This is a genomic window from Corynebacterium simulans (genome assembly GCF_001586215.1).
GTDB lineage: Bacteria > Actinomycetota > Actinomycetes > Mycobacteriales > Mycobacteriaceae > Corynebacterium > Corynebacterium simulans.
On the sequence record NZ_CP014634.1, the window covers coordinates 862713 to 874646 of the forward strand.

Sequence of the window (11934 nt, forward strand, 5' to 3'; positions counted from 1 at the left end):
ATAAGTTCGGACTACCCAGGTTAGCGTGTCACACCACCACCGCGCAGATTAGCTAGCGATTATTTGCGCAGTCGGGGGAGGAATCCGACTGCCTCGTAAACCTTCTCCACGAGCGGTTCTGCGATCTCCGAAGCCGCCTCTGCGCCTTTAGCCAGCAGGCGCTCCAGCTCGCCGCGGTCCGCCATAAGCTCGTCATAGCGCGACTTCAAAGGAGTGGTAAACGCCTCTAGCGCATCGGCGGTATCCACCTTGAGGTGGCCATAGCCCTTGTCGGCGTACTTCTCCACCAGTGCATCAATCTTCTCGCCCGTGAGCGCAGACTGGATGACCAGCAAATTGGACACGCCCGGCTGCTTCTCGCGGTCGAAGGCTACAACGCCCAAGTCATCGGTGACCGCAGACTTGATGCGCTTCGCGGAAGTCTTAGGTGGATCCAGCAGGTTAATAAGGCCCTTTGGGTTATCTCCCGACTTCGACATCTTCGAAGTCGGCTCCTGCAGGTCATAGATCTTCGAAGCGCCTTCCGGAATGAATGGTTCCGGAACGCGGAAAACCTCGCCGTACTTGTTGTTAAAACGCTCCGCCAGGTTACGGGTCAGCTCCAGGTGCTGGCGCTGGTCCTCGCCCACCGGCACGTAATCCGGGGAGTACAGGAGGATATCGGCTGCCATCAGCATTGGGTAGGTAAAAAGGCCAACCGTTGTGCGATCCGAGCCGTGCTTTGCAGACTTGTCCTTGAACTGGGTCATGCGGGAGGCCTCGCCGAAACCGGTCAGGCACTGCAGCACCCAAGTCAGCTCCGTATGCGCCGGAACGTGGGACTGAACAAAAAGCGTGGACTTTTCCGGGTCAATGCCCAGCGCAATAAGCTGTGCGGCGCCCGCGACGGTGCGGTTGCGCAGCTCCTCCGGATTCTGCTCGACGGTAATCGCGTGCAGATCAGGGATGAAGTAGAAGGCCTCGTAGCCGTTTTGCAGATCGATCCACTGCTTCAGCGCTCCCAAGTAGTTACCCAGGTGATAGGAATCAGCCGTGGGTTGGATACCGGACAGTACGCGGGATGGATTCTGCTCATTCATGGTTATTCACTCTACCCCGGCAGCTGCAACGCGCACCCAAGAGATCCAAAAATGCCCCTTCCCCAAAGGCAGGAAAGAGGCATCAAAAGCGCAGGCTTTAAAGCTTGCGGGAGGTTGGCGAGTGAATGTCGAGCATGATTGCCCAACCTGCAACCATGAACGCGCCGCCGACGCCCTGGAGGATAATAGGAGCCAGGAAGGCGAAGGACGGACCTACGATGGTCCACCACCAAATACCCAGGCCGAGCAGTACGGCGCCGAGCACGAAGTAAATAATTGCGCGGGTCATTAGGTTCTCCGTATACGAACTTAAGGGTTTAAAGCCTGACCCAGCTTAGCACCGCTTAGCGATACTGCACCAGCAAAGGGGAATGATCGGACCACCGTTCCTCCACGCTCGGTGCTTTTTCCACCCAGCTTTTTTCTGCACGGGAGAGCAAGTCCTTGGTCGCCGCCTGATAGTCGATGCGCCAGCCTGCGTCATTGTTAAAAGCCTGGCCGCGATAGGTCCACCAGGTATATGGACCATCAGCCTCTGGCGCCAAGCGCCTTGCAACGTCGTACCATTTGACGTCTTCCTCCCCCGGCACGCGGGTGGACCAGTCAGTCTTGGTCGCATACTCCACGACGCCCAGGTAATCGCCCAACCCTTTCTTCGGTTGCGGCGCGTCGTCCGGGAAGGTGCCAAAGACGTGATCCATGAAAGCGCGCTCTTCCGGCAGGTGGCCCGACTTCTTCTCGTTGGCCTTGTTGTTTTTCAGATCCTGCGCGCGATGGCAGATATTCCAGTCACCGCCGATAACCGCCTGCGGGTAAGCCTCTGCCAGTTCAGACAACACGCCCGAGAACTCGTCGAGGAAAAGATACTTTTCATCGAGCTTTGGCGAATCCGTATCGCCCGAAGGCAGGTACAGCGACGCCACGCGAACGTCCTTGCCCTCTGGGTCCTTAACGGTAGCCGCAATGAAGCGACCGGCATCGAGGAAGGAACCGAAGCCAACGGTGACGTCGCTAAGCGGCGTGCGCGACAAGATTCCCACGCCCGCACGCCCCTTAGCGGCAGCCTCTGCCTGCTCGAGGTGCCAGCCGGCCTCCAAAGCTGGGGCAAGCGCCTTCTCCGTCTCCTTCGGATTCGCACGGACTTCCTGCATGAGGACGACGTCCGCAGCAGTCTCAGCAAGCCACGCATTCATGCCTGGGTTGTTTTCATTGCGCTGCCTGCAGGCGGCGCGAATTCCGTTGACGTTAACGCTTGCGATAGTAAAAGTCATGCGCGCCAGTCTACTTACGCGCGAGCAGACAAACCGCAACCGCCACCGCGGCTAGTGCCGTGCCCGCCAGCGCCGGTGGATGCCTGAGAGCTCATAGCCTCTCTAGCTTTGTTCGATGATCTTGCTATAAACACCGCTTCGCTTGGCGGTTACCTGCGTGATGAACCAGACGACGATACCGCCCGATGCGAGCACCGCACCGACAAGCGAGGTGGCGTTGTAGTCAAAGCCCGCACCGACGACGAGTCCGCCCAAAGCCGCGCCCGTGGCGTTCGCGATGTTCAACGCGGACTGGTTGAGCGCGGAAGCCAGGGTCTGGGCATCGCCGGCGACAATCATGAGGCGCAGCTGCAGTGATGGGATAAGGACGGAGCCGAAGAAGGCTAGGAAACCGAACGCGGTGGCGGCCACCCACAGATTGTGGGCGCCGAAGAAGAAGATGAGCGAGGTCGCAACCAAACAGAGGAGGGCGCAGACGATGGAGTATTCGGTGTTGCGGTCAGCAAGCGCGCCGCCTACAGCGTTGCCGATGGTCATTCCGATGCCGTAAATCATCAGCACCGCCCAGGTCCAGTGCTCTGGCATTCCCGCAACTTCGGTCATCGTCCAGGTGATGTAGGTGTAGACGGCGAACATGCCGCCGAAGCCGACGATGCCCATGATGACAGAAAGCCATACCTGCAGGTTCTTCAAAGCGCCCAGCTCAGTGGAGATATCCGTCGAAGGCATCTGAGTCATGTGTGGGAAAAGGAAAAACAGCAGAATCATCGTCGCCAGCGCGAGCAGGACGACGATGAAGTAAGCCGCGTGCCAACCCAAGCTCTGGCCCAGTGCTTGGGCTGCTGGCACGCCGACGACCGTGGCCACGGCCAAGCCCATGCCGATTGCGGCCATCGCCTTACCACGAGCGCCTTTCGGCGCCATCGCCGCAGCCGAGAGGTTAGCCACGGAGAAATAAGCGCCGTGCGGCAAGCCCGCAATAAAACGGGCGATAAGTAACGTCGCCAGGTTTGGCGCCAGTGCCGTCAGCAGGTTGCCAACCAGAAGAAATGCGATTAGCAAAATGATCAGTCGACGGCGCGGGAGTTTGCCCGTTACCGCAGAAATCACCGGCGCACCGACCACAACGCCGAGCGCGTAGACCGAAATCAGCGTCGAGGCAGCGTCCTCCGTAATGCCAAAGTCACCTGCGATAAGCGGCAGCAAGCCCATCGACACGAACTCGGTGGTGCCAATCGAAAACGCACCCAGCGCAAGGGCGAGGGTCACCAGCGTACGGCGGGCATTGGAAATCTCGGTTTGGCGGGGGACGCGGGGCTTGGGTGCGGCGTCGGCAAGCAAGGCATCGGCACGCGAAGCATCGGCAGGCGAAGCATCGGCAGGCGAAGCATCGGGACGCGAACTATCGGCGGACGCGGCGGTAGAAGAGACAGGTTTCACGTGCGGAGACCTTAGCGCGGGGCAGACGGTGTGCGTAAGTCAGAGAGACTGAACTGGGTTATTCCCACACCATCGGACTTTTATGCCAAAGCTCACACCGCAGAAATTACGCAACATAGTCGTTGTGTAATAGGCTTGCCTAAGTTAGAACAGGATACCTTATCCAGTAATCACTGCTGATCCACCAAGCAAGGAGATCTCCCCCTCGTACGTGCACAAAGCATCATCGCCTCCGTCGCAGCGGCAGCCACCCTATTCAGCGTCACCGCCTGCTCGTCCGAAGAATCGACCAGCAACGAGTCTGTCTCCTCTGCAGACAACGCGAACTCGGCCGCTTTCCCCGTCACCATCGAGCACGCTTTCGGTGAGACCACTATCGAGAAGGCGCCTGAGCGCGTAGCCACCGTTGGCTGGGCTAACCACGAGGTCCCCCCTAGCCCTTGGCGTTGTACCAGTGGGCATGTCCAAGTCCACCTGGGGCGATGACAACGGCAACGGCATCATGCCGTGGACCGAAGAAAAGCTAAAGGAGCTCGGTGCTGAACCCCCGACGCTTTTCGATGAAACCGACGGCATCCCCTTCGAGCAGGTCGCCGATACCCAGCCGGACGTCATCCTGGCCTCCTACTCTGGCTTGACGCAGGAAGATTACGACACGCTGTCCAAGATCGCTCCCATCGTAGCCTACCCCGATGTTCCATGGGCTACGTCCATGGAAGAGATGGTGGAGATGAACGCTGAGGCCATCGGCAAGGAAGACGAAGGCAAAAAGCTTGTCGACGACCTCGATAAACAAACCGAAAAGGCCCTGAGCAAATATCCAGACTTAAAGGACAAGAAGCTCCTGTTCACCGCATTCGGCGGCACCACTGACGCCTCCAAGATTGGTTTCTTTACCACTGAGGATCCGCGCATGGGCTTCCTTGCTGAACACGGTCTCGGAACCCCGGACATCGTAGAGAAGAACTCCGAAGACGCGAAGCAGTTCTGGGTTGAGGTCTCGGCCGAAAAGCCGGAAGAATTCAACGACGTCGATCTCGTCGTGGCCTACTCCTCCGGCAACGCGGCAGATGACAAGAAGACTTTGGAGGAAATGCAAAAGGATCCGCTTAAGGGCAAAATTCCGGCCGTAAAGGCTGGCCACGTTGTATTCCTCGACAACGGCCCGCTCGGTGCTTCTGCTAACCAATCTCCGCTTTCTATTCCATGGGGTATCGATAAATACTTCGAGCGCTTGAACTCCGGTTTGCAGGGCTAATTCCATGACGGCTAAAAAGACCGCCGTCAGCATCGGACTATTGGCCGCCACTGTTGCCGCAGTGGTGGCTTCGGTCATGTTTGGCGTGCGCACGATTTCCCTATCCGACGCCCTCTCAGCGCTTAGCGGTTCCACTGCCACCGCCAGTGAGGCCGCCGCCTACTTGCGCGTGCCCCGCACCGTTTTGGCACTATTCGTCGGAGCTGCACTCGCCATGTCGGGCACCACGTTGCAAGCCATGACCCGCAATCCCCTCGCCGACCCCGGCATCTTCGGCATCCTGTCTGGTGCTTCCCTCGCTGTGGTCGTGGGTATCGCGTTCTTCGGACTCTCGCGCCCTGTTCCGACGATGATTGTGTCCATCATCGGTTCTTTCGCGGCCGCGGCGTTTGTTTATTTCGTCGGTTCCCTAGGCCACGGAGGCGCTACTCCCCTAAAGCTCGCGCTGTCCGGCGCCGCTACAGCCGCGGCCTGCTCGAGCTTGGTCAGCGCCGTGCTTTTGCCCCGCACCGATGTCATGGACCAGTTCCGTTTCTGGCAAATTGGCTCCGTTGGCGGCGCCCAGTGGCCGCATATCGCTATGGCCCTGCCTTTCCTAGTGCTGGGTCTTGTCATCGTGTTGGCCTGTTCGACAGCGCTCAACGCACTTGCGCTTGGCGACGACGTCGCCACCGGCCTCGGCATCAACGTCCTGCGTGCGCGCCTAATCTCCGTTGTCGGGGCAGTCATCTTGTGCGGCACGGCCACGGCGCTCGCCGGCCCCATCGCTTTTGTGGGCCTTATCGTCCCTCACGTGATGCGCATGGCCCTAGGAACCGACCATCGACTTCTCCTGCCGATGACCGGCCTCGCCGGCGCCTTCCTGCTCGTCGCAGCCGATACTTTGGGCCGCGTCGTCGCACGCCCCAGCGAGATTGCCGTCGGAATCCTCACCCCGCTTATCGGAGCGCCATTGTTTATTTGGATCGTCCGTCGCACAAAGGTGCGTGATCTCTAATGCAAACACTCCAGCAGCAGCGCCGTGCCCGCACTCGTTCTTTTGCCTGGTGCCTTAGCGCGCTCATCGCTCTCATCGTAGTGTTGTGGGCCGCCAGACTCATGTTTGGCGAGACCGTCTACGGCCCCCAGAAGATCCTCCAGGTCTTACTCGGAGAGACCGTTCCCGGCGCTTCCTTTACCGTCGGCGAACTACGCCTGCCGCGGGCCACCGTGGCCGTGGCTGCAGGAATCGCTTTCGGCATCGCCGGTGTGACCTTCCAAACCATGCTGCGCAACCAGCTAGCCTCGCCGGATATCATCGGCATCTCCTCCGGCGCCTCAGCCGCAGGCATTACGGCAATCGTCTTTTTCAATGCTTCCCAAACCACAGTCTCGATTTAGTCGCTGCTGTGTTCCCTCGCTGTTGCCGGAGCCATCTATTTGTCGTCGCTCAAGTCAGGTTTTACCGGCACCCGCCTGATTCTCATCGGCATCGGTATGGCCGCAATCTTGCAGGCCTGGACGAACTTCGTGCTATCGAAAGCACCGTCCTATGACCTGCCCACGGCCACACGGTGGATTACGGGCTCACTCAACACCATGTCTTGGCAGCGTGGCCTCCCCCTCCTCGTGGCGGTAGTAGTCATCGCGCCGGTCATGGTTATGCTCGGCCACAAACTCAACGTGCTACGGCTTGGCGACGACCTCGCCGTCGGACTCGGCCTCCGCCTTAACGCTGTACGCGTTACGGCAATTGTCGGTGCGGTCATCCTCATCGCAGTGGCCACCGCTTCGACAGGCCCCATTGCATTCGTGGAATTTATGGCAGGGCCAATCGCCACCCGGCTTTTCCGTCAGGGACCTTCGATGATCGCTCCCGCCGGTGCCATCGGTGCCATCCTAGTTCTTGCTGCGGACATGGCCGGACAATACTTCTTCGGCACCCGCTATCCGGTCGGAGTCGTCACCGGTGCGCTCGGCGCTCCCTTCCTTATCTATTTGCTTACCCGTACCAACCGTTAGGACACCGTCGCCACAATGAAACAATCAGCACAACTTTCCGCGCAGGAAATCACCCTAAGCTACGGCGAGCACGACATCTTAAGCGATCTATCCCTCTCGCTCGCCCCAGGAAAGATAACCTCCATCGTCGGCCCAAACGGCTGCGGTAAGTCGACCCTCCTACGTTCGCTCTCCCGTCTGCTAAAGCCAACACGCGGCGACATTTTCCTAGACGGTAAGAAGATTGCCGATATCCCGACCAAACAGCTCGCCACGTCGCTGGGCTTGCTACCGCAATCACCAATCGCGCCGGACGGAATCGTGGTCGCGGACCTCGTCGGCCGCGGGCGTACTCCGCACCAGGGGCTGCTTGGCCGCTGGAGTCAGGAAGACTACGCAATTGTGGAAGAATCGATGGAGCTGACGGGCGTCGCCAGCCTGGCGCAGCGCTCTATCGATGAGCTCTCGGGCGGCCAACGCCAACGCGTGTGGATCGCCATGGCACTAGCCCAGCGCACCGACATCTTGCTCTTGGATGAGCCCACCACCTATCTCGATATCAAGCATCAGCTCGAAGTCCTCGACCTGCTGGTGGACTTGAACGAAAAGCATGACACCACCATCGTGATGGTCATCCATGACCTCAACTTGGCTGCCCGGTACTCCGATGCGCTCATCGCTGTTAAAGATGGCACGGTCTACGCTCAAGGCACCCCGCAGGAAGTTTTGACACACCAGACCGTGCACGACGTGTTCGGTGTTGACTCGGTCATCGTTGATGATCCAGTCTCGGGGCTGCCGGCTGTCATGCCGATTGGGAAAAGGAGGGTGAAATAAGTGGCCTATCAACCATTCCGCGCGACCGTCGTCGACTCCACGCGGATTTCGCCAAGCTTTCAACGCGTACGCCTGTCTGGATTGAAAGAAATGGGCCCTGCAGGTGCGATCCACGATCTGCGCATCAAGCTGATCATCCCCGGCCCTGCCGGCCTGCCTGAACTGCCTGCCGCAGAAGATTGGTTCAGTTCCTGGCAAAAGCTCGACCCGGCTACCCGCGGAGCGATGCGCACATATTCTGTACGCGATTTAGACCGCGAAAACGGCATCCTCACCGTCGACTTCGTCCTGCATACTGCCCCTGGGCAAACCGGGCCAGCATCTTCTTGGGCACACGCGGCCAAACCCGGCGATAGCATTTACGTGATTGCTCCCCACGCCACCGACGCCCCAGGCCCTGGCATCGAATTCCAGCCCGGCGAGTCCCGCGAAATCCACATTCTGGGCGATGAAACCGCACTGCCTGCAATCGCCCGCATCCTCGACGAATGGCCGGCGGGGCTGACCGGCACTGTGCACATTGCGGTGCCCTACTTCCAGGATGCCCAAGCACTCGCTGCTCCAGCCGGTGTCAAGGTGGAATTCCTCCCGCACGACGAAGCCTCACTTATCGGCGCCCTCGCCCACCTCGCAGGTCTTCCCTCTCCCGCCCCTGCCGATAAAGACTTACAACCGAACTCCTTAAGCAGCGTCGTGGAGCGCGAAATCCTCTGGGAAACCCCCGCCTATTCCTCTTCCGGTGAAGAACTAGGCGAGCGCGCTGCAAGCGATGCGTATTGGTGGATTGCGGGAGAAAGCGGCGTCGTCAAGCGTATGCGTCGATTGCTGGTTAAAGAGGCCGGCGTGCCCCGTTCGGCTGTGTCTTTCATGGGATATTGGAAGCGTGGGGTCTCTGAGGGGTAGTCGTCAACGCCGCGAATACTAAGTAGGTATTCTGGTAGGTCGAAACATTTTCACGTTTTAATTAGGAGAATCATGGCAAAGATTATCTGGACCCGCACGGACGAAGCTCCGCTGCTTGCAACCTACTCTTTCAAGCCGGTTGTTGAGGCCTTCGCCTCCACCGCAGACATCGAGGTAGAAACCCGCGATATCTCCCTGGCCGGCCGCATCCTGGCGCAGTTCCCGGAGCGCCTCGGCGACAAGAAGGTCGAAGACGCCCTCGCTGAGCTGGGCAAGCTGGCTAAGACTCCGGAAGCTAACATCATCAAGCTGCCGAACATCTCCGCTTCCCTCGTCCAGCTAAAGAAGGCAATCGCTGAGCTGCAGGCTGCAGGTTACGACGTCCCGGATTACGAGGACGCGCAGGAGGCCTACGCTGTGGTTACCGGTTCCGCTGTGAACCCGGTGCTGCGTGAGGGCAACTCTGACCGCCGCGCTCCCATCGCAGTGAAGAACTTCGCGAAGAAGTACCCACACAAGATGGGCGCTTGGTCTGCTGATTCCAAGACCAACGTGGCCACCATGTCTGATAACGACTTCCGCCACAATGAGAAGTCCGTCATCCTGGAGCAGGATGACACCCTTTCCATCAAGCTCGTTGCTGAGGACGGCGCTGAGACCGTGCTGTTGGAGAAGCTACCGGTTCTAAAGGGCGAGGTTGTTGACGGCACCTTCATTTCCGCAAAGGCTCTGGATGAGTTCCTGAAGGCTCAGGTTGCACGCGCTAAGGAAGAGGGCGTTCTCTTCTCTGCTCACTTGAAGGCCACCATGATGAAGGTCTCTGACCCGATCATCTTCGGCCACGTTGTGCGCGCTTACTTCGCTGATGTCTTTGCACAGTACGGCGAGCAGCTTGAGGCCGCTGGTCTCAATGGCGAGAACGGCCTCGGCGCTATCTACGAGGGCCTGAACTCCCTCGAGAATGGCGAAGAGATCAAGGCCGCATTCGACGCTGCTCTCGAAAACGGTCCGGACCTGGCTATGGTCAACTCCGCTAAGGGCATCAGCAACCTGCACGTCCCATCTGACGTCATCATCGACGCTTCCATGCCGGCCATGATCCGCACCTCCGGCCACATGTGGAACAAGAATGATGAAGAGCAGGACACCTTGGCTGTCATCCCTGATTCTTCTTACGCTGGCGTCTACCAGGCAGTTATCGATGATTGCAAGGCGAATGGCGCTTTCGATCCTTCCACCATGGGTACCGTTCCGAACGTCGGCTTGATGGCTCAGAAGGCTGAGGAGTACGGCTCCCACAACAAGACCTTCAAGGTGCCGGAGAACGGCACCGTACAGGTGACTAGCTCCGCTGGCGACGTCCTCATCGAGCACGACGTCGAGGCAGGCGACATCTGGCGCGCTTGCCAGACCAAGGATGCTCCGATCCAGGATTGGGTCAAGCTGGCTGTTAACCGCGCTCGCCTTTCCGGCATGAAGACCATCTTCTGGCTGGACTCGGAGCGCGCACACGACCGCAACATCACCTCCTTGGTTGAGAAGTACCTCCAAGACCACGACACCGAGGGCTTGGATATCTCCATCGCCTCCCCGGTCGAGGCAACCAAGATCTCCATCGAGCGCATCCGTAAGGGCGAGGACACCATCTCCGTCACCGGCAACGTGCTGCGTGACTACAACACCGACCTGTTCCCAATTCTCGAGCTCGGTACCTCCGCAAAGATGCTGTCTGTGGTTCCGCTGATGGCTGGCGGCGGCCTCTTCGAGACCGGTGCAGGCGGATCTGCGCCGAAGCACGTTCAGCAGGTTGAGGAAGAAAACCACCTGCGTTGGGACTCCCTGGGTGAGTTCCTCGCATTGGCAGAGTCCTTCCGCCACGAGCTCAACGCTCACGGCAACGCTAAGGCAGGGGTGCTTGCCGACGCCCTCGACAAGGCCACCGAGACCCTCCTCGACGAGGGCAACTCCCCGTCCCGCAAGGTCGGCGAGAACGACAACCGTGGTTCTCACTTCCACCTGACCCTGAACTGGGCCAAGGAGCTGGCTGCTCAGACCGAAGACGCTGAGCTGGCTGAGACCTTCAAGCCGGTTGCTGAGGCACTCGAGTCTAAGAAGGACGAGATCCAGCAGGGTCTGCTCGATGTTCAGGGCTCCCCAGCTGATCTGGGCGGCTACTACGCACCGGACGAGGAAAAGATTTCCTCCGTCATGCGCCCGGTTGCTGCCTTCAACGAGATCATTGACGGCCTGAAGAAGTAAACCGTAACAAAAAGGCTCCCCTCTCTTACGGAGGGGAGCCTTTTTGTTGCTCGAGTACAGCACTGCGTTGAGCTCAGCGCTTAGGCTTGCTTGGTGCGTTTGAGCATCACTAACGCCATTGCGCGGTGTCTGGGTCGATTCCCGCGGCGTGTGCGGCGGCGTTAATCGCGTCTTGGAGCCACTGCGCAAGACCTGGCGCCTGGGAATCGTAGTGAGCGCGGAAACGCTCGTCGGCGGTGTAGCCGCGCGCGATAAGCACATGTTTGGACTTCGATACCGGAAAGTGCTCACCTAACAATTCGCGGTGTCGCTCTACCAGCTGTAAAGCTTCCGGCGCTGCGGGGTCCATTCCGGCCGTACAAGCAGCGGCTAGCTCACGCTCGAGTTTTTCATGGCGTTGCTTAAGCTCTTCCCAGTCTGCCACGTTGCGGCGGGCTGCATTGCGCTGGGAGATAGCCCAGTCTTCCGTATCGCCATAGGTTTCTTCGGCTTCGGCGTGGTGTTCGGCGAAACTATCGCCAAGCACTGCCGCAATCTGCGAAACCGAGAGATTGTTGTTATTCATGGTTTCCTCCAAAAGGGCATCGAGTGCGCGCACTTGTTCATCAAGGCGGCGTTGTTTTTCCATGAGCATCGCCTGTTGGCGGCGTAGGTGTTCCACCGGACTATCTCCCGCTTCCAGGGCCGCAGCTATATCTTTAAGCGGCATCCCCGTAGCGCGGTAGACCACAACTCTTTGCGCCCGTGCGATGTCTTGCTCCGAATAAAGCCGGTAGTTAGACCACGTACGAGCGTTCGGTATAACAAGTCCGCGTTCTTCCCAGTAGTGCAGAGTACGTACGCTGACTCCCAGAAATTCTGCGGCTTCGCCTACTTCCATGTGTATGCTCATACCAAAATTTCACTC

The 11934-nt window shown here is 59.1% G+C and carries 9 protein-coding genes and 2 pseudogenes; 6 read left to right on the forward strand and 5 right to left on the reverse strand.

All coding sequences use genetic code 11. The features are described from left to right. Positions 1–59: 59 nt before the first annotated feature. From trpS to WM42_RS04000, 4 genes are all read right to left on the reverse strand, one after another. Positions 60–1079, reverse strand: a complete 1020-nt coding sequence (trpS, locus tag WM42_RS03985) for a tryptophan--tRNA ligase (protein WP_062035780.1) — start codon at positions 1077–1079, stop codon at positions 60–62. A gap of 97 nt (positions 1080–1176) precedes the next feature. Continuing rightward, complete coding sequence (locus tag WM42_RS03990; protein ID WP_005527974.1) at positions 1177–1368, reverse strand: hypothetical protein; 192 nt, start codon at positions 1366–1368, stop codon at positions 1177–1179. A gap of 55 nt (positions 1369–1423) precedes the next feature. Next, complete coding sequence (locus WM42_RS03995) at positions 1424–2350, reverse strand: exodeoxyribonuclease III (protein ID WP_062035781.1); 927 nt, start codon at positions 2348–2350, stop codon at positions 1424–1426. 102 nt (positions 2351–2452) lie between these two features. Next, positions 2453–3790 (reverse strand): MFS transporter, encoded by a 1338-nt coding sequence (locus WM42_RS04000; protein ID WP_235591313.1) that lies wholly within the window; start codon positions 3788–3790, stop codon positions 2453–2455. A 222-nt stretch (positions 3791–4012) separates the two neighbouring features. Between WM42_RS04000 and WM42_RS04005 the strand changes: the two are divergent. The 6 genes and pseudogenes from WM42_RS04005 to WM42_RS04030 all read left to right on the forward strand — a co-directional run bounded on the left by WM42_RS04005 (position 4013) and on the right by WM42_RS04030 (position 11027). Then, positions 4013–5048, forward strand: a pseudogene (locus WM42_RS04005) (iron-siderophore ABC transporter substrate-binding protein). A gap of 4 nt (positions 5049–5052) precedes the next feature. After that, positions 5053–6045 (forward strand): FecCD family ABC transporter permease, encoded by a 993-nt coding sequence (locus tag WM42_RS04010; protein ID WP_062035782.1) that lies wholly within the window; start codon positions 5053–5055, stop codon positions 6043–6045. After that, a pseudogene (locus WM42_RS04015) lies at positions 6045–7049 on the forward strand (FecCD family ABC transporter permease). Before WM42_RS04010 ends, WM42_RS04015 begins: the two are co-directional and overlap by 1 nt. Before the next feature lie 15 nt (positions 7050–7064). Beyond that, positions 7065–7865 carry an ABC transporter ATP-binding protein gene (locus WM42_RS04020; RefSeq protein WP_062035783.1) on the forward strand — a complete coding sequence of 267 codons (801 nt, stop codon included), beginning with the start codon at positions 7065–7067 and terminating at the stop codon, positions 7863–7865. Then, positions 7866–8768 carry a siderophore-interacting protein gene (locus WM42_RS04025; RefSeq protein WP_062035784.1) on the forward strand — a complete coding sequence of 301 codons (903 nt, stop codon included), beginning with the start codon at positions 7866–7868 and terminating at the stop codon, positions 8766–8768. A gap of 72 nt (positions 8769–8840) precedes the next feature. Then, the gene (locus WM42_RS04030) at positions 8841–11027 is read left to right on the forward strand and encodes an NADP-dependent isocitrate dehydrogenase (protein ID WP_062035785.1); all 2187 of its coding nucleotides are present in this window, start codon (positions 8841–8843) and stop codon (positions 11025–11027) included. Positions 11028–11136: 109 nt separating this feature from the next. Here WM42_RS04030 and WM42_RS04035 read toward each other — a convergent pair whose 3' ends face one another. Continuing rightward, positions 11137–11919, reverse strand: coding sequence for a MerR family transcriptional regulator (locus WM42_RS04035; protein ID WP_062035786.1), 783 nt, complete (start codon positions 11917–11919; stop codon positions 11137–11139). Between the last annotated feature and the right edge of the window lie 15 nt (positions 11920–11934).